The sequence below is a fragment of the Leptospira kirschneri serovar Cynopteri str. 3522 CT genome (assembly GCF_000243695.2).
GTDB lineage: Bacteria > Spirochaetota > Leptospiria > Leptospirales > Leptospiraceae > Leptospira > Leptospira kirschneri.
Genome location: NZ_AHMN02000004.1, coordinates 231,193 through 256,910, shown reverse-complemented (window position 1 = coordinate 256,910; position 25,718 = coordinate 231,193). Strand labels below are relative to the sequence as shown.

The window sequence follows — 25,718 nt, the reverse complement described above, 5'->3', positions numbered from 1 at the left end:
TTACGAAATGTTTCAATTAAATTCTTTCTACGTTTTATACAGTCGTCCCTGAAAAATTGAGATTTTTGACGAAAAGAAACAAGATTCAAATTGAAAATAAAAACAATGAAGAGATAAGATTTTCGAAATAACAAAAAAAGCTTGAATGAGCTTAAAGAAATTAAACCCAGCAGCGGATAAGATCGCATCGATACGATCTCCTTCTTTACCTTTGAGAAAATTTCGAATTATATTGTGATCGTGTTTCAGATGAGAAATAACCGGTTCAATGGCAGATCTTCTATTCATCCACATCCTTTCCCAACGAGTCATTTTCTTTCTGCTTTTATTGGAAGGATAAACTTGAACATCTTTCGGATGATGATCTTTTCCTTTGTAACCCGTCGAGCGCCAATAGATTAGTATGTTTCTTGAACGTAAGACAGTTCCGAATGTGATATTCTTGAATCGACGGAGTCAAAGAAGGCCGGTGGCAGATTGATCGCTCTCTGAACTAATGCATCGGCTTCCTATGGGTCGCTCTGCAGGGCTTAGACCCCGATCCATAGATGAATCAAAATCGGTCACCGCAAACCAAAGTGTGGCGGCTTAAACAAAGCCGACCGCTAAGGAAACTCAGCATCTTCGCTCTTTATGAAGATGCTCAATAGGAGTTTGGGTATCACAACTCGGGCTTGTTAAGAACTCCACTTAAAACTTTAGGAGAAAGAAATGGAAAGTCAAGAAATCAAATACGTAGGAATCGACTGTGGAAAAAAAACTTTAGAAGTCATACGAATCGGAAACAACTCTCTTCATCAAAGACAACAATTTTCAACAACAGAAATTGGAATTTCTAAATTGATAAACTGGCTCAATCCAAATGATGTAGTAAGCTTAGAAGCAGGTTCTCAATCTTTAAAAAGAACAGATAAAGAAGACTCTCTCAAGATTGCGAGACTCATACAACGTTTTCCAATAGAAGAATTGCCGGTCGTTCCGATTCCAAACGATAAAGATCCTTCGAAAAACGTTTAGATCTGTTAAAAAAGGACATTTTTATGGGAACCCTTACTTAAATTCAAACCGAGTCTTCGAAATTTTGAGACGTCTACATAAACCTCCTTAGGACGAAGACCAACAATCTTTTTCATCTGATTGATGGCGTCTTCAAAGTATGACCGTCATACGGGTTGTCATGCAAGGCTTGAACTCCAACAATCCAATGAGATTTACCTTTAGAAATACATTTCACTTCCGGAGCATGAATACTATAGATTTTATTTTTGCTATTTTTACTTTGTGTTAAGATTCGTTCAGAGATTTCTAAGAGGGATTTAAGTCGCCTATTAGGATTTTCTGCAAGATTCATAATTCAGGTCGACTGCTTTTATCGGCGTAATACTTTTCGAATTCTTTCTCAAATTTTTCCCAGTCTATCTTCTTCGATATTTGATACAACGGATGTCTATGATTGAAGATCTGATCTATTACGAAATAATTCACTTTAATTCTGTTGTTTTGAGCTTTCTTCTGATTTCATTTTCACTGCGTTTTTGAAATCTTTTTCATTCTTTCTGGTGATTTTGTTTTTAAGTTTTTCTCCTTGCATATAGCATTTTATTCGCGTTATTCGCTATTTAAACTTTTTTCAGGAACAACTATTTTAGAAGAGTTTTTTACACTTAACACAATAAGAATTTAAATGTAACTTTATTATTTAGAATTTACCGTAAAATCTTAAACCCAAAACTAGAAGCCATCTCAAAAAAACCTTAGGAGTAAAATCGCGCATCCAAGAGCGATAAAACCGTCGAAATTAAAATCATAATATTCATAGCGAACAACAAGTCTTCTGAAGTTTTGGAGCCATGCAAAAAGGCGCTCGATTTTCCATCTTCGTTTGTAACGTCTTAATTCACGACGATCGTGTGTTGTTTGTTTTCTACCCTTTCTATGCGGAGCAATAACCTTTATTCCGTAATTATTCAAAATGTTTTCATCCAAACGATCGCTATCATAGGCTTTATCACCGATCATTCGTTTCGGATTTTCATCTATAAAAAGATTCTCAAGCGTCTGTTCCACCAACGTGACTTCATGGGGCGAAGCATTTTCCGTGCAAAAGGCGATAGGAAGACCGTGGCTGTCTCCGATTGCCATGATCTTTTGTATCCTTCCCACGCTTTGTTTTGCCAACTTTTGGCCCCCTTTTTTTGCAGGAACGAATGTCCCCGTCTATGAATGATTCTTCTATATCTATTTCTCCGCGTTCTTTAAGATCCTGAGCCAAACTACGGAGGATATTTCGCATCGTTCCATTTCGGTTCCATTCTTGAAAACGACGATGACAGGTTTGATAGGACGGATAACGTTCCGGTAGATCATTCCATTGAGCCCCTCTTCGTAATATCCAAAGAATGCCGTTTAAAATTAAACGAGTATCACAACGAAGACGACCTTTACCGTCTTTACGTGGGGCAGGTTCGATAAAGAGAGGTTCTAATATATTACATTGCTCGTCGGTCAAATTCATTCTTTCAAAGGATTTTATTTTCTCCTCAAGTACAATTAAAAATTAATAGTAATTATCAAATGCCGGTTTTTGAGATGGCTTCTACTACAGATTTCAATCGTGAAAAACCTTTCAAAAATCCATAAATCAACAGAGTGTATAAAGATTAATAAAAACACTTATTAGAAATTTATAAATCTCTCATTAACGCAAATAATAAGTCGGAGGATGTATTCTTTTGACATCTTTTAACACTTCTTCAGTCTGATTCATATAAAATAACCGAACTACAGAACCATCTACTTTTAAATCTAAAAAAGTGTTGGTTACATTAAGAATTTGCCCATGTTCTAAATTTTGCCAATTCGGAGGAAGTTCAGTTTCATCGATCTCTTCAGCGTGTTCAATTTTTATACATAGGTTTTGTTTACAGTATAAATTTGCATTAGGGTACGGCGAAGAAAATGAACGAACAATTCTTTTTATCATAGAAGCAGTCATTCTTGGATCTAAGATAATATCATCCTCCGTTCTTGTCCTCCAGTAATTCCCTTCATTGTGATTTTGTAAAGAACCTGGAAAATCAGGATTTGTTTCCAATATTTTCGCTAATTTTACTACACCATCATAAATAGCTTTATTCATTCTAATTACAAGATCATGAATTCGTTCTAATCCAATTTGAAATGGAATCTGGAGTAAAATTTTTCCAGAATCGACCCCCTCATTCATTTCAAAAAAAGTAACAACCGAATTAGGAATACTTAAAACAATCATCCAGTGCAAAGGATGACGTCCTTTATTGAAAGGTAAAGGAGTAGGATGTGTCCCAATCAATTTTTTTGGAATTGAAATAATTTTTTTAGAAATAATTTTTGGCCAAGTAGAAATTATATAATCCGGATTTAACTTAGTAATGATTTCTTCAGATGAGGTAGCATTTAAGTCTTCAACTTCAAAATAAGGAATACCATATTCCTTCTGACAATAACTTAAATCTATAGAGTTGTTAGGTAATTTTTCCTTAGGAAGTGAAAATACTCCTACTATACTTTTTCTAGAATCCAAAAGTGCCTTAATACATTCACTAGTAGCTTGTGAAGCTCCAATAACAATATATCTTTCATCCATAAATCTTTTTAATTTGTTCAATAACAAATTTTATATTATCAATTTTCTGGGATGGGCCACTAGGTAAGTAAATTCCCTTAAGACCATATTTCCTAGAATTTGGAAAATCTCTATTTCCCTGTGGAAAATAAGAAGCTTTATCCAAATCAGGATAGAATGGTCTCGAATCAATTTCGGCTTTAGAGAGATTTTGAATGAAATCTTCCCTATCATTTGCAAGATATTCAATATATACTGGAACTTCTCCAGCCTCAATTTTGACAGGAATGCAGTTGATTGGAAGACCTTTTAAACCTTCTAAATAAACTTGGTATATCTCCTTAAGATATTCTATACGTTCTGGTAATATTTTAAGCTGCTCAATTCCAATAGAAGCAAGTATGTCAGTAAATCTAAAATTAAACCCTGGCATAGCCCATGTTTTAGGATCTTTAACATTCTCTACTCCATGCGTTCTAATAGCTCGAAGTTTAAAAGCAAGATCCGAATTATTTGTAACTGCAAAACCACCTTGCCCAGTAGTAATCGTTTTCGCAATAGAAAGAGAAAAGCATCCTATATCCGATTGTGTACCAAGAAATCCCCTATTATTTTTAGATCCGATTGCTTGAGCCGCATCTTCAATTAAACATATATTATTTTTTTTACAAATCACTTGTAGTTTTTTCATATCTGCAGAACGACCATTTAAATGAACAGGTATAATAGCTTTTGTTCTAGGAGTAATTCTTTCTTCTACTTTTGTTACATCTATTATTGGCCTATCACTCTCCACATCAATAAGCACAACTTTTGCTCCAAGTAAATAAGGTGCATGAGCAGTTGCAATCCAGGTACGATTAGGCACAATTACCTCATCACCTGGCTTTATTCCAACGGCTAATAGAGCTAACAAAATTGCCGTACTTCCGCTTGACGTCGCAATCACATATTCAACTCCTAGGTATTCAGACAGATCCCTTTCAAATTGAGCAGTAACGGACCCCTGACTTATATTTTGATTTTTAAATGAATTTACGACCCTGTCTATCTCTGCTTTTTCAAACGAAGTACGCCACCAGTTAATTTTATAGTCAAGCATAGGTAATTAATTAATCCCTCAAACAAATGGTGAATTAAGAAATAACCTCTTTAATTTCGGGCAAAGGACATATCAATCTAACTTTCTTTCCTTTTAATTTCATTTTTATTAGTTCAAAATATCGCCAAGCCAGCACTAATACAACATCGTTAGATTCGAATTTTAATTTTTCGGAACTTTCAACAGGAATATTTAATCCCGGACTAAACGTTCCAATTTTACCTGGATTATCATCTATAAGGTAAGTTAAATATTTATCTAAGCCAAAATGATAAATAAGCGTAGTGGATGTAGCAGAAGCACCATATCCGGTAATGGTCTTATCTTTATATTTATTGAGTGTCTCCAGTAATCGAATCTTAATTATATTAATTCGATTCTCCCATTCTTCAAAAAATAATCGATCTATTTTTTTCTTTTTTTCCTTTTCAGTAAATATAGCTACACTTTCATCAATAGAAAAACTTGAATTCTCTCGTGCCCAGAAATATCGCAGAGAGCCACCTTTTGTTGGGACATGAGTAATGCGAATCAACTTCATATTAAATTTTGAGAAAAACTTTACAAGGGGGAGTATTGAAAAATATGACAAATGTTCATGATAAATAAAATCAAAAACCATATTTTCCACCATATCTACGAGATACGATGACTCAATTACAAGCACTCCATCTAGAGCCAGCATAGAAATTAACCCTTCCGTAAACAAATACAAATCATCAACATTTGCATATAGATTATTTATTGTGATTAGATCAGCTTCCCCATAATTATTTTTTATAGATACTGCAAGATCAGGTGTAAAAAATTCTGGTAAAGTTTTTATTCCCTTATCAGTTGCTTCTTGCGCTGTTTTATTAGATGGTTCAATACCTAACACACGGCAATTTTTCATTTTAAAGTAGTTTAGTAGAGTTCCATCATTACTCCCAATATCAATAACAAAACTATTTTTCTTTAAACCTATATCTCGACTTACTTCATCGGCATAAGACTCGAAATGAGAACTAAGCCCTGAAGAGCTAGTCGTCACATAAATGTAATCACGATAAATAATTTCCGGATCTACAACACATTCAATTTGAACAAATTTACAATCTACACATTGAAATAAGTCCAAGGGATAAGTTTGTTGTTGTCGTTTTTCTTTTACATAAGCATCACACAATCCTGTTGGCGTAAGACCTAACACTTTGATTAAATGACTGCTTTTGCAAAGTCTGCATTCCTTTTTTAAATAGTGACAATCCATCTCTTATAGCTCCTCCTGCACTTTTCTCATGAACTTTGATACCTCGAGCGTATTCGACTCCTCGGGACTCCAAGGGGCATACTGCGTATCTGTTTTAAAAAAGGGGCCCTTAGTTATTTCCAAAAACACTAACCATTTTGATTGAATCAATAAAGAATGAAACTTGGATTCTCTTATTGAATGATAAAAAATATCACCTGACTGAAATGCTCCCATTTGAATACAATTTTCAATCTGTCCATCATCATAAAAAGTAATATACTGAGCTTTTCCTTCAAGAACCAACATTGATTCAGGTTTTTTTAAATGTTTATGTGGTCGTACATACGTATCCTTTGAATGAACAATAAACATTTCATGAAGTGCTTCTGAAGAATTACTATGTGCGCAAAATCTCACTCGAGTTCTTTTTGCGCTATTGGCAAGCAAGATTAGCTGATTAATATCTTCTCTATTTAAATCAATAATAGAACTCGAGGAATGATAGACTTCCTCATTATATTTTTCTTGTAGAGTAAAATCAATCATTTATCATCTCTTCCCAAAATTCAGGCAACAATCTACTTGGTGGAAGAATAGAATTATAAGTGATTCCTTTATTAAGTCTTTTTGTTAAAACTCGATTTTCATTTTCGGTATTCACACCTAATAAAACATGATCTATTTTTTCCGAGAGTTTGTCAGAACTAATTATTTGAAGACGGGAACCTGGAACATAAAGGTTTTGCTTTTCAGTTTGATCGTCTATAAAATAGGACAAATAATTTTTAATATCCATAAAATTTACAAAATTTGCAGATCTTGCACCACAACCATACATTACACTTCTTTTATATTTACTTATATACTTAGAGAATTTTTCCTTAAATATCTTAAACATTTTACCATATCTAATAACTTTACCTTTTCTTGTGAAACTAGTTTGCTTTAGTATTTTTCCGCTTTTTTGGAAATAAGCAATAATCGTCCTCCCTGAAAATAAAGTAACTTCATAATGTACTAATTTGTATCCATAAAAAGAAAAAAGATTAATCAATGATTCTATGGTAAAATAATTTACGTGTTCTTCCCATAAAGTGTAATCCAAATATTCTAGATTCCAATCCGAATCAGGAATTTCAACAACTAAAGCACCATCATCTTTAAGAACATAATTTATCCCCGAAATGAAATCTTCCAAATCAGTGATGTGTTCAAGGACTTGCCTTGCAATGATAACATCAAACTTTTCTTTCCCAGAAAGAAAATTTAAAGCATATTGATATGTCCAAAATACATTATATACTTTATGTCCCTTATCTATAGCTATCGTTGATGCATCTAGAGTAGGCTCTATTCCATAAATATTTTTATAGCCTCGCAATTTCAAAAAATCGATAAAGCTACCATCATTACACCCTATTTCTAATATCTTCTCTTTTTTTTCAAGACTATAGATAGCTTCCATAACTTCAACCAAACGTGGAACATGCGGTTGATTTTTCCAGCTACTAATTGTAAAATAATTCTTATATAAAATCTTTGGATCAATAGGATCCATGATTTGCATAAAACCACAATCTTCGCAATAAACCAGTTCAAAAGGAAATTCCAAATAACTTTCATCTTTTTCTTTCAAAAAATTATTCACGATTGGATGTTTGCCAAAATGGATTAACGTATTTAAATGTGGTTTTTTACATAATCGACATAAATTCATAATATTCCTTTCATTGAAACTTCTATAACTTTATATTTTTTTGAATGTATATTTAAACATGCTTAAACTTAAATCGCAACTTCCGAAGAATTTAATTGCAATTAAAAGTTTTGATTTAATATCAATGTTTTAATTTTAGATTTATCAAATAAAGTAGGTAGAGAGACAGGCACATCAATCATATTAATTCTTGCAGAAATAGCTCACTGACATTTATTTCACCTGATTGTATCAATTCCATGACTGCAAAGAAATCATCAAAATGATACGCAAAAGCTCTTCCAAACTGAACACCATATTTTTGACTCAGAGTATTCATCATATCCTCACTTATTCTTGACTGAGGAAATATAATAACCTTGCGTTTATTAAAGCTAAATGATAGTTTTTCTATAATTTCTTCTTTATTAATAGTATAAATAATAATGTCAAAAAAATTATTAAATTCATCAGTGAGATTAAAAAATTCATCATTTTTTAAAATTCTCTTTGCACCAAGGCTATTAGCACAGTCCATTCTCTCTTTATGTTTTCCAATCAAAGTAATCCGACTATAACCTTTCTGGATTAAAAAACGTAAATCTGCTAACGCCATTGGACCATCTCCCACTATTAAAATATTAGCATCTGGATTAATCCATTTTTCAACTTCTATAGCAAGTCGAAAGCCACAACAAAGATGTTCTAACAAAGCACCTTCCTCATAATTTAGTTTTTCATGCAATTTAATTATAAATCGTTCATCCACAATGATCTCTTCTGCAAAAGATCCCTGTAAATCATATCCCAGCGATTTTTTTCTAATACAATCACGATAATCACGATTTTTGCAAAACTCACACTGAAGACATCCAAACATTGGAAACACTGTGACTTTTTGTCCTACAATACTTTTATTATTGTAACTCTCAATAATCTTACCAGCAAATTCATGTCCAGGTATCTGTATCTTAGGTCGCATTGGTTTATTGATTATTTTTAAATCAGAACCACATACTGCAGATACAGCAACTCGAATCCGTACCTCATGATTTTTCAGTGGAATTAGTTTTTGAGTTTTTAATTCAAGCTTACCAGACTCGATAATTACAAGACTTTGCATAAAATCGTTAACTATAACTATAATAAGTTTCCATATTGGTTTCAGGGGAATCAGAAACTTTAACATTTTTTTTGCCATCGGCGTGTCCACTGATTCTAACCTTTCGAAACATATCCGTCATCCGAGTTCGCATCAAAAGACGACCCAATGCATCTATTGAATCTTTACCATAAATCCTGGTATATGATTGATATATTTCTATCTGTTTCTCATCAAAATAAAATTCAAATTCAAGAGGCTGAGATAACTTAGACTTTCTCGGATCTGTTCCTTTTTTGATATTAATCAATGCAGCAAAATCAAAATTAAAAACCTTTTTATAAACTTCTTCATAATTGAGAACATTCGTTTTACGTATTCTGATAAATTCATCTAATTCATTCAAAAATAATTCAAATATTTGATCCCAAACATTCCGTTTCTTTAATAATATCTGCATTTGCTCTTTCATAAGAGAATGCAACTCATCGCGACAAAGAAAAAATGCTTTTGCCTTGGCCTTAGACATTTCATTAGTGCCATCTGAATTATTAATAAGTTTATCAAAATCAAGAATAACATGCTTTTTTAATTCTTGATATGATTTCCAGTACCCTGTTTTGTTGTCTTCTCTGAAACTATCAAATAACTTTTTTAATTCTGGACTAAATTTATTACGTTGCTCATAAATTTGCATTAAGAAATCAAACCAAGAGTAACCTAGCCAATCACAAATATACCAATACTCCAAAAATGGGCTACCATTATGAAGTATTTCAACAACTAAGTCAATTTCACGACAATCCAAATGATCTTTATAAGGCATTGATTTAGTAGCTATACAAATTTCTTCCGATTCTACACTAATAAACTCTTCGTTAAATAATTCATATTTCCCGAATGATCGTGGCATGATTCGGTAAAGAGTTTCCATTTTATATTTTTCCCTATTCTCAGGAGTATTAAGCTCTGACTGAAATAACATAATTAGTTGATACATTCTGACGACTCCAAGCCCAGCATCAACAGTATCTTTCAAACTTTTTTTATGTTTTTCAATTGTATCTCCTGGAAGCCCTAAAATCAATTCCGTTACGGTAGTCGAATCTTGTATTTTAGTTGCGTCGGCAACACCTTTAAGAGACTCAATTTTTATATTACTTCTTTTGATATTTTCCAAAACCTCTTCATCAGTTGATTGTAGAGAAGCAAATACAACCATAGCCCCATTAAGCAAAGAAGCAACTTCAATTACTTTTTCCTTCTGATTTTTACCAGTAGCAGTTAACAAGCTCTTCGGATAACCATGACTCAACTGGAATTGAGCCATTACCTTTGCCTTATCAATATCTTGCCTATACATTCCAAAATTGGCATCGCTTAGATTTAATATCGTTGTATTTTTAACATGATTAGCAATGTAAGCAAGTTCTTGAGAAAAAAGTTCATTATGAACTACTTTATTATAATAACTTGCCCCTTCTGAACACATAGCACAGGTAAATGGGCAACCTCTAGTTGTTGCTATTAATGGAATCAAACTTGTATCCCAAAATTTATCCATTAATCCTAAAAGATAAGGAGAAGGAAGTTCTGTCAGTGATTTTACACGAGGGGTTAATTCATTACAAATTATTTTATCCTCATAAAGATAATCACAACTTCCTAATACTTCGCCGGCTGATTTCAAAGCTGAAACATTGAAAGAATGTTCTTTTAATTTAAGAAAAAGTTTAGTAAATGAAACCTCTCCTTCTCCAACAATATAGAAATCAATTTTCTTATATTCCTTCCAAAATCTTTCTTTTTCTAACGAGCTTAATCCATAATTTGGGCCTCCAAAGACAATTACTATTTCCGGAAACCTTTTTTTGATTCTCTCAGCAAAATCGTATGATAGATAAAAATTCCAAGAATAATTTGAAAAACCTATAATATCTGGTCTCCGTTTTTCCAGGGCAGCAGATAAATCATTTGGAAATTTAAATATCTCAATTTCAACTTCATCAGCATGATGTGCCTTTAGGTAAGCTCCAACCATTGCTACTCCATATGGAAAAACATCAGATGAAATCACTGGACCTGTATGTGTTAAATCAACTAAGAGCCGGTCTCAAAACTGGTTGTACTTTTGAATCGTAATTATTTACTTGTGAAATGGACAAATATTATTCAGAGATACCGGATGGACTTTGGAAACAAATAGCCCCATTGATCCCGAAAGAAAAGGTAAATCCGAAAGGAGGTCGCAATCGAGTACCAACACGATTAGTAATGGCCGGTATCATCTATCGAATGAAAACAGGCTGTCAGTGGCGTGCCATTCCGAATGAGTTTGGATCTGGCCAAACTTGTCACAGAAGATTTCAAGAATGGGAACGAGCAGGAGTATTCAAAAAGATTTATAAATCTATTTTAAAATATTATGATGTAAAGAATCAGATAGCATGGGACTGGGCTTCGATGGATTCGGCAATGGTTAAAGCTCCCAAAGGGGGAGCTTAACTGGGAAAAACCCTACAGACCGTGCCAAATTGGGGGTTAAACGGCATATTCTTACAGATGGAAATGGAATTCCTTTGGCCATAACATTGAGTGGAGCCAATGTTCATGATAAACACGCTGTAAAAGATACGTTGAATTCAATCCTGATTTTTTCCGGTAGAAGAAAAAAGAAACCAAAACATCTTTGTTTAGATAAAGGATATGATTTCAAAGATATAGAAGTTTTAATCAAAAGAAGAAACATTCAATCTCATATTCGGAAAAAAGGTGAGAAGCCTCTCATTGGTAAATATAAAGGAAAACCTAGACGATGGGTCGTTGAAAGAACTAACAGTTGGCACAATCGATTCAGGGCTATCCTAATTCGTTGGGAAAGAAAATCTGAAAATTATCTTGCATCTCTTTATCTCGCAAGCTCTATCATTGCTTTTAACTTTTTTGATAGGTAGTTTTGAGACCGGCTCTAAATAGAGCAGTATTTTTGAACGCATATTTTATAACCTCTCAAATGGGTATCCATTGTTATATTCTAAACTAAAAATAATTATCCACAAAAGAATGAAACTTATCGATAAAATACTATCATAAAAATATTTACGATAACGTATTAGTATTTAGGTATAAAACAGGATATCAGAAACGATAAACGACTTTATAATAATGAGCTTATACACAACAAAATAAATTTAAATTATTTCTATCCATTTAAAATTTATTAATTTTTTTACCATGCGTTAGTAAAAAATGCAATCTTTAATTAATAGAGTTGTTGAAAAATTAATTCTTGATCTGTTTTCAGCTGTATTGAAATGGACAATTGAAGCAATTTTGTTGATTTCCACTATGGAATTTTTCAATAACTCTAATTTAGTTAATCAAAATGTTTTCCATTTCATTGTAGACATACATTTTAGTCTCTCGTAATGTTTTTTATTCACTAAAAAACAACTAATTTGTCTAAATTATCATAGAATGAATTTCACTACTTCATAACTTTTGTTTAAAATTTTTTTATTTTTAATTATTTGATACACTATAAAGACTTATTACAGTTTCATATTCATTTAACTTAGATAAATGCTCTCTCATTATTTCCTTTAAATGCCACGATTCACTCAAAAAATATAAACTCATAATCCCCAGTATAACCGAATTCACGGTACAACCAGATCCATTCGGAAACTTCTAATAAAGATTCTGCGGTTAAAGCCCAACATTCTAGATTAAAAAGTTCTTTTTCATTTCTATAACTTTCTAACATTAAATAACCGTCTTTACCAACTCTTTCCATTTCTTTCAAAGCAGACTTAAGTTCAAATAACTTTAAGTTATGGAAGGTACCCAATGAAATGACTAAATCAAATTCATTATTTCCAAATGGATAAGGATCTTGAGCTTTATACTGGAATAAGTAAGGCTTTACTTCTTCTTTTGCATTTTCAAGACCATAAACTGAAGAATCAAAACCTATCACCTCAAGTCTAGGTTCGATTAATAACATTTCATAGAGTAAAAAACCTTTTCCACATCCCACATCTAAAACCTTGGATCCAGGTTTAAGGTTGTAGTCTTGAATTAAAGTTTCTGCAACTGGCTTCCATCTGCCGGGAATATATTTGTATCCACCGTAGCCAAAACGACGATCTCCATCCCAATAATCAAAGCCGTATTCTTTCGCCTTGATCATACATTCTATTTTATTATCTTGCATACGAGCAAGATAATCTCTCTGAGTCGCTTTGTGAAGCGGTGTAACTATACTCTTAAGCTTTCCCATTTTTAATCATCTATTGAGAAAAATTTTATCTAAGAAACTTTTAATTTTATAAAGATTTTCACTAACGCCTGGAACTAAAGGAAGTCTCTCATCCAATTCTTCCCATAAAAACCATTTCATTGCAAGACCTTCATTTAAAGTAAGAACGTCTTCTTGCACTTCAAAATAAACTGGCAAACAATGATTACACGTAATTTGTTCGCCTCTCCATTCCCAATGAAATAGCTCTTCTCCAATACTTCCCGGAAGACATCCAAGTTCTTCTTCTAACTCACGACACAATGCATCTTTAAGATTTTCACCGGACTCAACCTGTCCGCCGAAAAAAGTCCAATAACCTTGAAATATGATTCCCGGAGTATAATCACGTTGCTGCAATAAAATACGTTGATCATCTCTATAAATTAAAGCTTTCACTGCATGGCCAATTGAAGAATTCATAAATCAATAATTCAAACAATCAGGTAATATAAGTTTAATTTTCCAAAGATTTTCAATACGCTCCATCTCTTCTTGGTTACTCAGTTTTAAACCTTCTACTGCAAAATAGCAAATTTTGTTAGATGAAAGAATACGATCATAAAAACGTTTTCTATTTTCCAAATCGATAGGAAGCTGAAATAGACTATATAAAATAATTCCCTCTAAGTTTACTAGTTCGTCTAAAACTTGTTCCAAAATCAAATGACAGTTTTCCATCGCATACTCAGTTGCGCTTAATAAATAATGTAAATCATTTCTCTGGCAGAAATCTCTGATTACGATATTTTGAACGTGCTGTGGAACTCTTTCTCCTAAAAACGGTCGACTAAAAATGTATCCCCTAACCTTTTTCATTTTACTTTTGGAAACTGATATTCCATTCCAATTTTAGAAGTAGCGCGTAACGTAATCGGTTCAAAAAACTCTCCCAATTTTTTATCACCATAAGGAGTGAAGACTGATTTAAATCTACAGTTCATAGACCATCTTGTATCCGATTCCTCGTTCACTCTATTCCCATGAGGATAACCTTGATCAAATAAAAGTACTTCTCCGTATTTAACTTCCAGCCATTGAACATCTTTGGAGATTGATTGAAATAAATCTTCACTACTTATTCCTGACTGATTTTTAAAATCAGAAATTAATTTTTTAGAAGAATTAGGTGGAAGTAAATACATAGATTTTGTTTTATAACAATCCACAATAGGCAACCAAACCACAATCTCATAAGGGGAATCTCCGGACCATGTATCCGAATGAACTGGGAGAAGAGAACTATCATCCTTTGGAAATTGAATACTTAAATTTACCCTTAGCTGCATGGACAATTCATTACCAACTAACGTTTCTAAATAAGGTTTAGCCACTTTATAGTAATGATAACGAAAATCTTTTAAGGAATTCATAGATTGAATTACTTTCAAACGAAAAGAATTCAAATCACTTACGGAAACCTTTTTATGAATTTGATTGAGAAGAATATCCGACGATTCTTCTTTAGATAAACCTAAAATATTTCTAACTATATTCGCTATACTTTCTTTGATCCAATCTAACGAATTGAGATCAGCTGCCTTTTGAATGGTATAACCATTCCGAATATACTCATCTGTTATTTGCTGTTCATACTCAGATAAAAACATATTTTTTAATTCATTTTACCGATATATTTAAAATTTTCTAAATAATTCCTGTTTATTCTAGAACGATTTAATAAATGCGAAAACGATTATAAAGAAAATTCTAAATGAATTAGAACCTTACAACCTAATTTATCAAAAAAACATCGAATTTAAACTTGATTGTTAACAATTAAAACCATAAAATTACAAACAATTTACTGATTTTTTTTACACTAAACTCACATTAAATGTAAAATTCACTAAAATACTTGAGCAACGAACAAAAGTCATATAGATTTCAATAACCATAAATTATAATATTTTTAAATATCTATACTTAATTTAATAAAAAACTTTAAAAGTTGCCATGACTATACTTTCAAATCGAATTTGCAAAATCATAATTAATTAGAATTGTTGAAATTAGTAAAACCGCTTCAATTGCTGATCTCAACAAAACGGAAACAGATGAGAATTAACTTTTCAACAACTCTATTATAAATAGAAAGTAGAAATGTTATTATAAACGGACTTTAAATACAAAAATTGGTTTCAAATTTTGAAAATATAATTTGAAACCAAAAATGAACACTTTATTTTCTAATACGGATCGTATCTTTCATAGTTTTAACTAAACTATCTTTGTTAATTCCAAAATAATTTAGTAAAGATTCCTGACTCCCATACCTTTCTGAGAATCGATCTGGTAGACCGATTCTACGAATCTTTCCGGTCTCGTTCGGAATTTCATCATTGCAAAATTCAAGCACCGCACTTCCTAATCCACCAATTCGAGTGTGCTCTTCTACAGTAACAATAGCAGAAACTTTCGGAATCCATTTTTTAAGAATTTCTCCATCTAAAGGTTTTACTGTATGCATATGAATCACTCCACAATTTAGGCCTTCCGTTTCCAATTGCTGAACTGCTTCTAAAGCAAGTTGAGTCATAACTCCAGTAGTTATAAATAAACCATCCTTACCTTCTTTCATTACAATTGCTTTTCCAATTTCAAAGCCAAGTTCTGCTTTACTGATTACCTTATCTCCACCTTTTGCCAATCGTATATAAATCGGATGAGGCCAATCTAACGTTAAAGGCATTAACCTTTTCATTTCTTCAGCATCACAAGGAGCAATAATAGTCATATTTGGGAGAGCACGAAGAATTGCGATGTCCTCAACAGCAAGATGGGTAGGTCCAAGAGGAGCATATACGATTCCTCCTCCATTTGCAATTAAGCGAACAGGTAAGTCATGTAAACATAAATCAACCGCAACTTGCTCGAAACATCTTCTGGTAAGAAAAGTAGCAATCGTATTCACATAAGGAATATAACCTTCCATCGCCATTCCTGCAGACATACCGACGATATGTTGTTCACTTACTCCTTCCATATAAAAACGATCAGGAATATTCTGTTTCATTTCATCCAATACGCCTGCACCTAAATCAGAACCTATATATACAACCCTTGGGTCCTGCAATGCCAATTGATAAACACTTTTTAAGCTAGTATTGCGCATAATAATATATTGTAACCTTTTAGTTTAAACTTTGATACATTGCAGAGAACTCTTCTGGAGTTATTTTATTTTTATGATGCCACTGCGGATTTCCTTCAGCCATAGAAAACCCCTTTCCCTTTATAGTATGCGCTATAATAGCAGTCGGCTTCGTTTTATTTAATGGCAATTTACTAAATAAACTTTTCAATTCTTTAATGTTATGACCATCCACTTCTTCAATAGCGAAACCAAAACTCTTCCATTTATCCATTAAAGGTTCAAGATCTAAAACTTCTTTGGTTAACCCATAAGACTGTAATTTATTATAATCAATAATTACCGTTAAATTTGATAAAGAATGTTTAGAAGCACATAAAGCAGCTTCCCACACGGCTCCTTCGTTAATTTCCCCATCTCCTGTAATTACAAAAATTTTATGATCTTTCTTTTTAATTTTTGCAGCAATCGCTATTCCAACCCCAATCGACAATCCATGCCCTAAAGCTCCTGTCGAAGCCTCCACCCCCGGAATTTTCCCTTTTTCAGGATGTCCCCCAAGTATAGAATCGGATTTGCCAAATGTTCTTAAAACATCGAGTGGAAAAAATCCCTTATCCGCAAGAATAGAATACAAAGCTAAACAGCCATGACCCTTGCTAAGAATTAATCGATCCCGATTTTCCCAATTCGGTTTTTCAGGATCATATTTTAATATATCATCATAAAGAACTCGTAATATTTCAATTAAAGATAAGGCCGGACCAATATGGCCTCTTTTTTCTGATTCCATCATTTCAACTATAAATTTTCTTAATTGTTTGGAACGACCGTCCATATGTTTTTAACCTTTTTCAATCTGCGTATAAAATTTTTTTTGAATATATTTAAATAAATGAATTGATTTACCTAATTGTTTTTCCAAAATTTCAACTTTATGGTTTTGTTTATTACTATTTGCTAAAACTCTTCTTATCCATATATCTTTTCTAAATTCATTTAATAAAATCAAACACCAACACAATGAATACATAGCCCAAGTAACTTCATATTTTTTCTCCAGAAAATCTCCAAAAATAGAGAACATACCGTTTTTCCAATAGTTTCTTTCATCCTCTTGTAAATTCATAGCAGGATGAAAAGATACATCTACTATCAATTTAACGGGATCATCCCAACCGAAGTATTCGAAATCTAAAAAAATAAATTCTCCATTTTTATTTTTTAGCATATTATGAAATCCAAAATCAGAAGGACTTAAAATTAAAAATTCTTTAGGTATCGGTGAGCTATAACTTTCTTCCCCACCCCATTTCTTTTTTACCCATTCAATTAAAAAATCTTTAAAAGGTATTAAGTCCATTTCTAAAAAAGATTTCAAATCTTTATATAATTCGGTTGCAGGGTAAAGTAATTTCAATCTACGTTCAATCTGATTCTCTATATCTAGACCAGAAAAACAAGAAGCGGAAGCTTTGCTTATTTCATTAGGTAAATCGGATTTTGCAATCAAACTTAAATTCTTCATCATATCAAGCATTGCATCCAACCCTGTTTTAGATGAAGATAGAATTTTTTCGCCTTCAACCCAACTATATACGCCACAATTGAGTTTCTCATTATAATAAATTGGCTCAGGAACATTCTTGATCAAATTTTTATGTAAAAGTCTAAACCCAAAAAATTCTGAATTCAGTCTATTATGCTCAGAATCAGACGGATAAAGTTTTAGAGCAAATTTGGCTGAATCTAACGTTTCTAAATAAGCTATTCTAGAATTACCCTGTCCTTCACACCAATATGCATTTTTTAATTCAGGTAAATTGAATTCATTTTTAAAATAAATCAAATCTTCTTGATTGTATTTTCCTAAGATAGAGTGTTCTATTTCATTCCAATGATTTACTTGGTTAATATTTCCTTCTTCAAAACCATACGAAGTTTGATGAGGATCAAAAAAAAACTTCTTTTGAATTTTTGCTAGAAAAGGATGAATTAATATTTCTTTTAGATCATCGATAAAATAAGAATAATTTTCTCTTTCTATTCTTTTTACTTTTTCTTCTTTTGCATCATGAAAATAAACATTCTGCACAAAACCTGTTTTATCAGTTTGATAGAGCCCTTTTTCGATAAGAAATTTCAAAGCTGCTTCTCTTAAAGATATGTTTTCTTCATCATAATGCCCGTATTCTGTTTTATGACTGACTATATCTACTGGAATCCCTTTCTTTTTGCATCTCCATAAAAATCTATAAACGCCAGGATAAAGCTCTGCACAATGAATATAACGTCCATATACCTTTCCTTGTAATCGCTGCCACTTATTTTCTCCGCCCTTAGATTCTCGTAAAAACTCTCTAACTTCTAGTTTAGTCCCAAACCAATTTTCTGGAATTAAACCTATCTTTTTACCCACAAAGGCAAATGATTCATCGTAGGATATAATCGTATTATCTAAATCAATTCCTATCTTCATTTACGATTCGTAGAAACGATTAACCGCTTGGGCAATTTTATGTAAATCAACATCCTTCAAATATTGATGAATGGGCAAAGTTAAAATTCGACCCGCTTGTTTTTCCGCTACAGGAAAATCCCCCTGTTTATATCCAAGGTTTCGACTAGCGGGTTGAAGATGGATAGGGATCGGGTAATGAATGGATGTCTCGATTCCCTGTGAAAATAAATGATCTTTTAATTCATCTCTTCTTTCGACCTGTATTACGAAAGTATGATAAGTATTAAACTCTAAAGGTTTATCTTCTGGAATGAAAACGTTTTTTTTATCCAATAAGGTTTTATAAAGTTGTGCATTCTGACGTCTCTTTTCAATAACTTGTGGTAAACGCATTAAACGGAAGTTTAAAATCGCCGCCTGAACTGTATCCATCCTCGTTACAAAACCAAATTCACCGACAGTATTCCTATCAACTAAACCATGATTTCTAACCCTACTCACGGAATTATAAATTTTCTCATCGTTTGTTGTCAAAAATCCACCATCACCGCAAGCATTTAAATTTTTTAAAGGATGAGTGGAGAAACACCCAACTTTACCAATAGAGCCGCTAAACTTACCATCATATTTAGAACCAATAGATTGTGCTGCATCTTCAATTACGGGTATAGAATATTTATCTGCAATTCTCATAATTTCATTCATCGCGGCAACTCGACCAGTTAAATGGACAGGCATGATCGCTTTTGTTTTAGATGTGATAGCCTTTTCCAATTTCTCCGGATCTAAATTCTGATCCTCCCCGACATCAACGAATACAGGTTTCGCTTTTATATTAACAATCGAAGCAGTAGAAGCAATAAAAGAGTTTGGAGGAGTAATCACTTCATCGCCCGGTTGAATCCCAAGTTCTAAAAGCCCACATACGAGCGCATCAGTTCCACTATTCAAAGCAACAGCGTATTTCACTCCGCAGAATTTTGCAATATCCTCTTCAAACTTTGCGACTTCTTGCCCACCAACATACTGACCTGAGCCTAAAACAGAATCAAGAATCGGAAGCAATTCTTCCCGTTCGTTTTTCCACTGTTCAACTAAATTTATATAAGGAATGTTTATCATCGGATCATTTACTTAGAGTAGAACTCTTTTACCGTAGAAACAACGTAATCAATTTCTTCCTTTGAAAGATGTTGATCACAAGGAAATGTGATGATCTTTTTCGTATGTGCGTCAGTTACTGGAAAATCACCTTCTTTATATCCATAAGATGCTAACGCCTTTTGTCTATAAATTGGAATCGGATAATGTACCTTAGCCTCTATTCCTTTTTTTACACAATAATCCAAGAGATGATCCCGATTCTCTGCAAAAACAATATATAAATGATAAACAATTCTAAAATCTTTAGGTCTTGGAGGAAGAGTAATTTGAGGAATACTTCTTAAATGCTCATCATAATAATTCGCATTTTCAATACGTTTATCTGAAATAACCACCGCATTAGGAATCAGCCAATTGCCAACGACGGCTTGTATGGTATCTAATCTGGAATTATATCCTAAAATTTCAACGTTATCACGATCAATCAAACCGTGATTTCTAAGTAATCTTAGATTTTTTGCAAGTTCTTCGTTATCCGTAACAATAACACCCCCATCCGACCAAACATTCAGATTTTTTAAAGGGTGAAGGGAAAAAGCCCCCGCACTTCCCCAAGTCCCAGCTTTTTTGTTCTCGATTGCCCCTAGAATAGACTGACAAGCATCTTCTACTACAGGAAGGTTATACTTTTTTGCAATCGGCATCAATTTTCTCATATCAGTCATATAACCCGTGAAATGAACAGGAACTATAGCTTTCGTTTTTTTACTAATGGCTTTCTCCAATAAATCTACATTCATACAAAAAGTATCATCGCAATCTACGAACACTGGAATGGCTCCTAGTTCAGCAATCGCCCCTACTGTTGCTACAAATGTATTTGCTGTTGTAATCACTTCGTCGCCAAATCCTACACCAAGAGCTTTTAAGGAGAGTTTAATAGCATCCGTACCCGAATTCACTCCTATAGCATACTTTGCGCCAATTAATTTAGAAAATTGATTTTCAAATTCAATTAAAGGTTTTCCTAAAGTAAAATCTCCTGTTGGAACAAACCTTTTTAATTCATCCCAAAGATCATCGCAATTTTCAAATTGTTGTTTTAAATATGAATATCTTACTTGCATTTTAACTTACCTTAAACTTATAGATTGCATACGTTTTATATTAAAATATTTTTCATCTGTCAGAGAATTTGGGAGAAGACCAGAATCAAAAGCTTTCTTTAAATCCTCTGCTGCCAACTTAATAGAACGATTTGCACGAAACCCCAATTGATTGTAAATCTTATCGGAAGAAATATGGTAGGATCGATTATCGTTTGTAGGAGTTGTAACTAACTTTACATCTTCTCCGACAACTTCTTTAACCATATTAGCAATTTCAGAAACCGTAAAGTTCAAGTAACCGGCGTTATATATTTCTCCGGCTATTTTTTCTTTTGGAGCGCGTAATAAAACCAAATAGGCATCGACCATGTCGTCAATATGAATATTTGGGCGAAGTTGCGCTCCTCCAAATACGGAGATTTCACGTTTGTGATATGCTAGATTAGTCAAAATGTTTACTACAACATCCAACCTTTGTCTAGGAGAATATCCACAGACGGTAGCAGGACGAATCGTAACGGTAGTAAAATTATCCGTCTGATATTCGTTTAATATTTTTTCGCAGTCTGCTTTGAACTTGGAATAATCGGTAAGAGGTTCTAACGAAAAATCTTCCGTAACATTCGGTTCATCTTTAATTCCATAAACGGAAGAAGAAGAAGCATAAATAAATCTTTTGACGGCGTGCTTTTTGCTAATTTCAACAAGAGGTCTAAATGCGTCTAAGTTGATTGATTTTCCTAAATTCGGATTTAACTCAAAACTTGGATCGTTGGAAATACATGCAAGATGAATAACCGAATCATGGCCCGGAATCGTTTGATTCAAGAGATTTTGATCTCGAATATCTCCTTTAACCTTCGTTAGGTTAGGATGTTCTTTAAGCACATCTTCTCCATAGATCATAAGATCAAGCACCGTTACTTTATAACCTTCCGAAAGAAGGCGAGGCACAAGCATGGCCCCGACATAACCGGCGCCGCCTGTTATATAAATACTTTTAATATCTTGATTCACATTTACCTCAAATTCTTAATATAGTTTTCCAGTTTCTGATGAGAAACAGGTATATTTCCAATTGTTTGAACAGCAAGTGCCGCCATACAAGCGCCAATCGCGGAAGCTTCCATCAAATTTGCACCGGAACACATGCTAACCGAAATAGCTGCCAATAATGAATCACCCGCTCCAGCCACATCTACTGGGTTGGAAACTAAAGCAGGAAAGTGTTCTCTTTTCTTAAAATTGCCTGGAATATCGTTCGAATACGCAATAAATCCTTCTGCGCCCAGCTTAATTAGTAAATTTTTGGAACGCGTTTTCTCCAAAAGAGTATTTGCAATCCATTCTACTCCGTCTTCATGATTTCCTAAAGCAATTCTAGCTTCTCTTTCAGTTGGGCATAATAAATTAAAATCTTCAAATTTAGCAATATTACCAACTTGACTACTACACTGTAAATCCCCAAAGAGCAAAATGTTGTTTTCCCTTGCTATTGATCGAATTTCAGTAAGGATTCTGTTAGTTATCACTCCATATACAAAGTCACAAACTAGAATTCCGTCGTAGTTTTGCGCAATTTTTTTCAATTTTTCAATGAGTTGATCTTCAATTTTTTTTGAGAGAGAATGTTCCTTAAGACGGCTGACTCGAAATAGTTTTTGATTTTCAACCATATAACGAATTTTGAATGTAGTAGGACGACTACCATCGCCGATCAATTGCACGTCGATACCTTGTTCTTGTAAGTTATTGCTTACCAAATTTGCATTTTCATCTTCACCTACAACGGATAAAAAAGTACAATCTGCACCTAAAGCTTTTACGTGTGCGGCAACTACACCTGCTCCGCCAACAAATTCCCTAGTTTCTAATTCTTTAACTACAAGAACCGGGGCTTCGGCGCTAATCCCAATGGCATCACAAGCTACATACTGATCTACTATAGTATCTCCTATGACAAGGATTTTAGAATTGGAAAATTTCCCAATGTAAGTTATGAGCTTCGCGAGATCGATTCCTTGTCGTTTGTTTGCCTGAAGAAATAAATGTTTTCTTTCCGATTCAAGATCTTGTTGACTGCCATGAAGTAAATCAGCGCTTGCATAATGAACTTCTCCAGCATGAAAAATAACTTTCCCGTTTTGTTTTTCGATGCTATAAACCGCAGCTTTAATATCTTCACGATGTGTATTTTCAAGCTCTTTTCCCAAAACTAAAACAGAAGGTTTGATATGGAGTGATAAGTCTTCGAGCGAAATCTTATCCAATACGTAAACTAAGTCAACGAAATGTAAAGAAGCCACACCTTCCGCTCTTTCCATTTGATGAAAGTATTTGCTTCTTTGAGATTCCGCGATACTTTGATCTCCTAGAACCGCAACTTTTAATTTTTTTCCAAGACTTTTAGCATATTGTAAAAATCGAATATGTCCCGGATGTATAACGTTAAAATGTCCATAACAAAGAACTAAAGATTCTTCCAATGGGCTTTCACTTAGTTGTGAAACGTCCCCAAGAGATATAATTTTATGAGAATTCGGAATCATAATATTGACTGAATGGATTGATGAATCGAGTTCGATAAAAATTCGGTCTCCCATTCATCTAAATTATTGTTTTCCGGGAAAACAACTTCCTTTTGAGCCTTCGCCAAAGCCTCTAAATTTCCAATATCACGCATTATGCCTTTGTTTTCCCAAGTGGCGATTTTACCTAAAAATTGAGGCAATACCTGATTGCTAAAATCATTTACATATTCTCTTTCTATAATCCAATCTAAAACTTCCGGTTCAATCAAGTAGATGGCGGCATTTGCCAGATTCCCCGGAGGATTCTCCACTTTTTCGTGGAACCTTTGAACGACTCCATCATCATCCAGTTCCACAATCCCGCAACTTTTGGGAGAATCAGTTCGAAACGTCATCATCGTTATAAGAGAACCCTCAGGTCTTTTCAAAAAATGAAATTCAACAAAAGAATCAAAATCGCATAAACAAAGATTATCGCCGTGAACCAAAAGAATTGTTTTCCCTTTAAAAAAATCATAGTTTTTTTGAAGAGTTCCCGCAGTACCTAATAACTCCGGTTCGTAGACAGATTTGACCCAATCCTTGTATTTTGGTCTTTTTAAAAAAGAGGATACAACCTCACTCAAATAATGAAGGTTTACCAATACTTTAGAAATTTTTAATTGAGAGATTTGATCCAACCAAATTTCAAGCAAAGGTTTCCCCGAAATCGGCATTAAACATTTGGGCCAAAAATCCGTAAAAGGTTTTAGTCTAGTTCCAAGTCCGGCCGCCAGAATCAAAACGTTAATTTCGTTTTTATGAATTGGTTTCGCCAAGATACTTAAACCAATCGGATGTAGCCTTTTCTATTTTGTCAGGCGTCCATACTGGAGCTTCTCTCCAATAATCTATATTCTTTAATAATTCACCAATCCCCGTCTCTATTGAAATTTTAGGGGACCATTTTAAATCTTTTTTAATCTTAGTAATATCGGCAAAAGTGCTATCCGGTTCACCAGGTCGTTTCGGAATGTATGTAACTTCTCCTTTCAAAAGTTCTACAATTCGATTCACTGAAATCGTGGCACCACTTCCAACGTTATAAATTTCACCTACTTTATCACTTTGTGAAGCAGCAAAAACCGCTTCCACAACGTCTCTCACATAAGTAAAATCCCTAGTTTGTTTTCCATCCCCAACTACAGTAAAAGGTTTCCCAGCCAATTTTTGAGCTAAAAAAACTCCAAATACAGCACCATAAGTTCCGGAAGTTCGAGATCTAGGTCCGTAAACATTAAAAAACCTTAATGATAAAGCGGGAAATTTATAAACTTGCGCCCAGTGTATGACCAATTCTTCCCCCATCCTTTTTGTAAGTGCATATGGATATTGAGGTAGAATTGGTGAAGTTTCAGGAGTTGGATAAAGCTCCGGAATTCCATAACACGAAGAAGAGGCGGCATAAACAAACCGCTTCACTCCGTAATGTCTACTTGCTTGAAGAACATTTAGAGTACCAGTTACATTGGATTGAAAATAACCCTCTGGATTTTGAATACTAGGAACGATATCCGCGAGCGCCGCAAGATGAAATACATAATCAACTGATTGAAACTTTTTAATCCAGTCTTCTTGGATAGATAAATCACATTCAACTAAATCAATTTTTCCTTTTACGTGATTTAAATTAAAAGCTCTTCCCGTGCTGAAATTATCTAGAACGGTAACCTCAAATTGATTTTCTAATAGAAGGTCTACAAGATGGCTTCCAATAAACCCTGCCCCACCAGTAACTAACGCTTTCATTCTAATTTACTTTACTCCACACAACCATTGCATACACATATGCCCTACAATCACTTGTAAATCTTCAGATATTTGCATATCATTGATCGGAAAGTGGATTGGATATTTTGCCAATTCCTTACATTTACCTCCCGAAAACCCCAAAATCGCATATGTAATCATTCCTAACCTATTTCCTACTTCGAGCGCCTTTACTACGTTAGGTGAATTGCCACTTCCAGAAAGAACGATTAGAACATCACCTTTATTCGCTTTTACCTCTAATTGTTGAGAAAAAATAGTATCGTATCCTTCGTCATTGGCAAGACAAGTAATAACGGCAGCATTCGCAGGTAAAGCTTCCACACGAAGTCCTATTCCATTTTTTTTATCGATACCGTAATTAAAATCATTTGCGAGGTGAATTGCATTTCCGGCACTTCCACCGTTTCCACAAAGGAAAACTTGTTTTTTAGTCTCCCAAGCATCTTTCAATGAAAACGCAAGACGCTCTATTTCGGATGCTCTTTCGGGAACAAGAACCGATTGAAGGCGGTTAATATATGCATTGTAATGGTCTAACATCTGCTTTTCCTCTGATATAAAGAAAAAAT

The 25,718-nt window shown here is 33.6% G+C and carries 24 protein-coding genes and 3 pseudogenes; 2 read left to right on the top strand and 25 right to left on the bottom strand.

Annotated features, from left to right (window positions below):
- Positions 1–34: 34 nt before the first annotated feature.
- Positions 35–381, bottom strand: a pseudogene (locus LEP1GSC049_RS2000000227290) (transposase); the annotation flags it as partial.
- Between the two features lie 330 nt (positions 382–711).
- On the opposite strand from LEP1GSC049_RS2000000227290, the pseudogene LEP1GSC049_RS222890 reads away from it, so the two are divergent.
- Positions 712–999, top strand: a pseudogene (locus LEP1GSC049_RS222890) (IS110 family transposase); the annotation flags it as partial.
- Between the two features lie 86 nt (positions 1,000–1,085).
- Here LEP1GSC049_RS222890 and LEP1GSC049_RS2000000229215 read toward each other — a convergent pair.
- From LEP1GSC049_RS2000000229215 to LEP1GSC049_RS222930, 10 genes and pseudogenes are all read right to left on the bottom strand, one after another.
- Positions 1,086–1,339, bottom strand: a pseudogene (locus LEP1GSC049_RS2000000229215) (IS5/IS1182 family transposase); the annotation flags it as partial.
- A gap of 8 nt (positions 1,340–1,347) precedes the next feature.
- Positions 1,348–1,485, bottom strand: coding sequence for a transposase (locus LEP1GSC049_RS2000000229330; protein WP_465781521.1), 138 nt, complete (start codon positions 1,483–1,485; stop codon positions 1,348–1,350).
- A 258-nt stretch (positions 1,486–1,743) separates the two neighbouring features.
- A protein-coding gene (locus LEP1GSC049_RS2000000225475) for an IS5 family transposase (RefSeq protein WP_099046747.1) occupies positions 1,744–2,515 on the bottom strand; the annotation gives its coding sequence in 2 pieces (ribosomal slippage) (positions 1,744–2,214 and positions 2,216–2,515; 771 coding nt in all).
- Between the two features lie 183 nt (positions 2,516–2,698).
- Positions 2,699–3,625, bottom strand: a complete 927-nt coding sequence (locus LEP1GSC049_RS222905; RefSeq protein WP_016560417.1) for a formyltransferase family protein — start codon at positions 3,623–3,625, stop codon at positions 2,699–2,701.
- The gene (locus LEP1GSC049_RS222910; RefSeq protein WP_016560426.1) at positions 3,618–4,706 is read right to left on the bottom strand and encodes a DegT/DnrJ/EryC1/StrS aminotransferase family protein; all 1,089 of its coding nucleotides are present in this window, start codon (positions 4,704–4,706) and stop codon (positions 3,618–3,620) included. Before LEP1GSC049_RS222910 ends, LEP1GSC049_RS222905 begins: the two co-directional genes overlap by 8 nt.
- Positions 4,707–4,740: 34 nt before the next feature.
- Positions 4,741–5,958, bottom strand: coding sequence for a class I SAM-dependent methyltransferase (locus LEP1GSC049_RS222915; RefSeq protein ID WP_016560449.1), 1,218 nt, complete (start codon positions 5,956–5,958; stop codon positions 4,741–4,743).
- A gap of 3 nt (positions 5,959–5,961) precedes the next feature.
- Positions 5,962–6,486, bottom strand: coding sequence for a WbuC family cupin fold metalloprotein (locus LEP1GSC049_RS222920; protein ID WP_016560441.1), 525 nt, complete (start codon positions 6,484–6,486; stop codon positions 5,962–5,964).
- Positions 6,479–7,657 (bottom strand): class I SAM-dependent methyltransferase, encoded by a 1,179-nt coding sequence (locus LEP1GSC049_RS222925; protein WP_016560406.1) that lies wholly within the window; start codon positions 7,655–7,657, stop codon positions 6,479–6,481. Before LEP1GSC049_RS222925 ends, LEP1GSC049_RS222920 begins: the two co-directional genes overlap by 8 nt.
- Before the next feature lie 178 nt (positions 7,658–7,835).
- Positions 7,836–8,837, bottom strand: coding sequence for an alcohol dehydrogenase catalytic domain-containing protein (locus LEP1GSC049_RS15530; protein ID WP_016748630.1), 1,002 nt, complete (start codon positions 8,835–8,837; stop codon positions 7,836–7,838).
- On the bottom strand, positions 8,767–10,815 hold the full coding sequence (locus tag LEP1GSC049_RS222930) for a B12-binding domain-containing radical SAM protein (RefSeq protein ID WP_016748629.1): 2,049 nt from the start codon (positions 10,813–10,815) through the stop codon (positions 8,767–8,769). Before LEP1GSC049_RS222930 ends, LEP1GSC049_RS15530 begins: the two co-directional genes overlap by 71 nt.
- A gap of 80 nt (positions 10,816–10,895) precedes the next feature.
- Between LEP1GSC049_RS222930 and LEP1GSC049_RS2000000227285 the strand changes: the two genes are divergently transcribed.
- Positions 10,896–11,692, top strand: a protein-coding gene (locus tag LEP1GSC049_RS2000000227285; RefSeq protein WP_162833666.1) for an IS5 family transposase whose coding sequence is annotated in 2 segments (ribosomal slippage) — positions 10,896–11,241 and positions 11,241–11,692 — 798 coding nt in all. Because the reading frame shifts where the segments join, the coding sequence is not laid out codon by codon here.
- Positions 11,693–12,354: 662 nt separating this feature from the next.
- Here LEP1GSC049_RS2000000227285 and LEP1GSC049_RS222940 read toward each other — a convergent pair.
- From LEP1GSC049_RS222940 to LEP1GSC049_RS223005, 14 genes are all read right to left on the bottom strand, one after another.
- Positions 12,355–13,020: a class I SAM-dependent methyltransferase gene (locus tag LEP1GSC049_RS222940; protein ID WP_004777149.1), complete on the bottom strand. Its 666-nt coding sequence runs from the start codon at positions 13,018–13,020 to the stop codon at positions 12,355–12,357.
- Between the two features lie 6 nt (positions 13,021–13,026).
- A complete protein-coding gene (locus tag LEP1GSC049_RS222945) occupies positions 13,027–13,461 on the bottom strand; it encodes an NUDIX hydrolase (protein ID WP_004777167.1) in 435 nt (144 codons plus the stop codon).
- Positions 13,462–13,464: 3 nt separating this feature from the next.
- A complete protein-coding gene (locus LEP1GSC049_RS222950; protein WP_002733551.1) occupies positions 13,465–13,857 on the bottom strand; it encodes an LIC12192 family sporadic carbohydrate cluster protein in 393 nt (130 codons plus the stop codon).
- The gene (locus LEP1GSC049_RS222955; RefSeq protein ID WP_004754589.1) at positions 13,854–14,648 is read right to left on the bottom strand and encodes a sporadic carbohydrate cluster 2OG-Fe(II) oxygenase; all 795 of its coding nucleotides are present in this window, start codon (positions 14,646–14,648) and stop codon (positions 13,854–13,856) included. The genes LEP1GSC049_RS222950 and LEP1GSC049_RS222955 overlap by 4 nt, the downstream gene beginning before the upstream one ends.
- A gap of 572 nt (positions 14,649–15,220) precedes the next feature.
- Entirely contained in the window at positions 15,221–16,153 is a 933-nt protein-coding gene (locus LEP1GSC049_RS222960; RefSeq protein WP_004777170.1) for a transketolase family protein, read from the bottom strand.
- 19 nt (positions 16,154–16,172) lie between these two features.
- Complete coding sequence (locus tag LEP1GSC049_RS222965; RefSeq protein WP_002740998.1) at positions 16,173–16,970, bottom strand: transketolase; 798 nt, start codon at positions 16,968–16,970, stop codon at positions 16,173–16,175.
- A gap of 6 nt (positions 16,971–16,976) precedes the next feature.
- On the bottom strand, positions 16,977–18,611 hold the full coding sequence (locus LEP1GSC049_RS222970; protein WP_004755296.1) for a phosphotransferase: 1,635 nt from the start codon (positions 18,609–18,611) through the stop codon (positions 16,977–16,979).
- Positions 18,612–19,715: a DegT/DnrJ/EryC1/StrS family aminotransferase gene (locus LEP1GSC049_RS222975; protein WP_016560370.1), complete on the bottom strand. Its 1,104-nt coding sequence runs from the start codon at positions 19,713–19,715 to the stop codon at positions 18,612–18,614.
- An 8-nt stretch (positions 19,716–19,723) separates the two neighbouring features.
- Positions 19,724–20,824: a DegT/DnrJ/EryC1/StrS family aminotransferase gene (locus LEP1GSC049_RS222980; protein WP_004754883.1), complete on the bottom strand. Its 1,101-nt coding sequence runs from the start codon at positions 20,822–20,824 to the stop codon at positions 19,724–19,726.
- Between the two features lie 6 nt (positions 20,825–20,830).
- Positions 20,831–21,823 carry an NAD-dependent epimerase/dehydratase family protein gene (locus LEP1GSC049_RS222985; RefSeq protein ID WP_004755319.1) on the bottom strand — a complete coding sequence of 331 codons (993 nt, stop codon included), beginning with the start codon at positions 21,821–21,823 and terminating at the stop codon, positions 20,831–20,833.
- Positions 21,824–21,825: 2 nt separating this feature from the next.
- Positions 21,826–23,355 (bottom strand): PfkB family carbohydrate kinase, encoded by a 1,530-nt coding sequence (locus LEP1GSC049_RS222990; protein WP_016748627.1) that lies wholly within the window; start codon positions 23,353–23,355, stop codon positions 21,826–21,828.
- Complete coding sequence (locus tag LEP1GSC049_RS222995) at positions 23,352–24,155, bottom strand: nucleotidyltransferase family protein (protein ID WP_004758405.1); 804 nt, start codon at positions 24,153–24,155, stop codon at positions 23,352–23,354. The genes LEP1GSC049_RS222990 and LEP1GSC049_RS222995 overlap by 4 nt, the downstream gene beginning before the upstream one ends.
- Positions 24,136–25,125, bottom strand: coding sequence for an SDR family oxidoreductase (locus LEP1GSC049_RS223000; RefSeq protein ID WP_004755430.1), 990 nt, complete (start codon positions 25,123–25,125; stop codon positions 24,136–24,138). Before LEP1GSC049_RS223000 ends, LEP1GSC049_RS222995 begins: the two co-directional genes overlap by 20 nt.
- A 6-nt stretch (positions 25,126–25,131) precedes the next feature.
- Complete coding sequence (locus tag LEP1GSC049_RS223005) at positions 25,132–25,689, bottom strand: SIS domain-containing protein (protein WP_004766667.1); 558 nt, start codon at positions 25,687–25,689, stop codon at positions 25,132–25,134.
- Between the last annotated feature and the right edge of the window lie 29 nt (positions 25,690–25,718).

Bases quoted from the DNA above. Each gene is read 5' to 3' on its own strand.
- LEP1GSC049_RS222925 (WP_016560406.1), bottom strand. From the start codon at position 7,657: ATGAATTTATGTCGATTATGTAAAAAACCACATTTAAATACGTTAATC.
- LEP1GSC049_RS223005 (WP_004766667.1), bottom strand. From the start codon at position 25,689: ATGTTAGACCATTACAATGCATATATTAACCGCCTTCAATCGGTTCTT.
- LEP1GSC049_RS223000 (WP_004755430.1), bottom strand. From the start codon at position 25,125: ATGAAAGCGTTAGTTACTGGTGGGGCAGGGTTTATTGGAAGCCATCTT.
- LEP1GSC049_RS222940 (WP_004777149.1), bottom strand. From the start codon at position 13,020: ATGGGAAAGCTTAAGAGTATAGTTACACCGCTTCACAAAGCGACTCAG.
- LEP1GSC049_RS15530 (WP_016748630.1), bottom strand. From the start codon at position 8,837: ATGGCAAAAAAAATGTTAAAGTTTCTGATTCCCCTGAAACCAATATGG.
- LEP1GSC049_RS222905 (WP_016560417.1), bottom strand. From the start codon at position 3,625: ATGGATGAAAGATATATTGTTATTGGAGCTTCACAAGCTACTAGTGAA.
- LEP1GSC049_RS222915 (WP_016560449.1), bottom strand. From the start codon at position 5,958: ATGGATTGTCACTATTTAAAAAAGGAATGCAGACTTTGCAAAAGCAGT.
- LEP1GSC049_RS222990 (WP_016748627.1), bottom strand. From the start codon at position 23,355: ATGATTCCGAATTCTCATAAAATTATATCTCTTGGGGACGTTTCACAA.
- LEP1GSC049_RS222920 (WP_016560441.1), bottom strand. From the start codon at position 6,486: ATGATTGATTTTACTCTACAAGAAAAATATAATGAGGAAGTCTATCAT.
- LEP1GSC049_RS222945 (WP_004777167.1), bottom strand. From the start codon at position 13,461: ATGAATTCTTCAATTGGCCATGCAGTGAAAGCTTTAATTTATAGAGAT.
- LEP1GSC049_RS222960 (WP_004777170.1), bottom strand. From the start codon at position 16,153: ATGCGCAATACTAGCTTAAAAAGTGTTTATCAATTGGCATTGCAGGAC.
- LEP1GSC049_RS222955 (WP_004754589.1), bottom strand. From the start codon at position 14,648: ATGTTTTTATCTGAGTATGAACAGCAAATAACAGATGAGTATATTCGG.
- LEP1GSC049_RS222950 (WP_002733551.1), bottom strand. From the start codon at position 13,857: ATGAAAAAGGTTAGGGGATACATTTTTAGTCGACCGTTTTTAGGAGAA.
- LEP1GSC049_RS222970 (WP_004755296.1), bottom strand. From the start codon at position 18,611: ATGAAGATAGGAATTGATTTAGATAATACGATTATATCCTACGATGAA.
- LEP1GSC049_RS222980 (WP_004754883.1), bottom strand. From the start codon at position 20,824: ATGCAAGTAAGATATTCATATTTAAAACAACAATTTGAAAATTGCGAT.
- LEP1GSC049_RS222910 (WP_016560426.1), bottom strand. From the start codon at position 4,706: ATGCTTGACTATAAAATTAACTGGTGGCGTACTTCGTTTGAAAAAGCA.
- LEP1GSC049_RS222975 (WP_016560370.1), bottom strand. From the start codon at position 19,715: ATGATAAACATTCCTTATATAAATTTAGTTGAACAGTGGAAAAACGAA.
- LEP1GSC049_RS222965 (WP_002740998.1), bottom strand. From the start codon at position 16,970: ATGGACGGTCGTTCCAAACAATTAAGAAAATTTATAGTTGAAATGATG.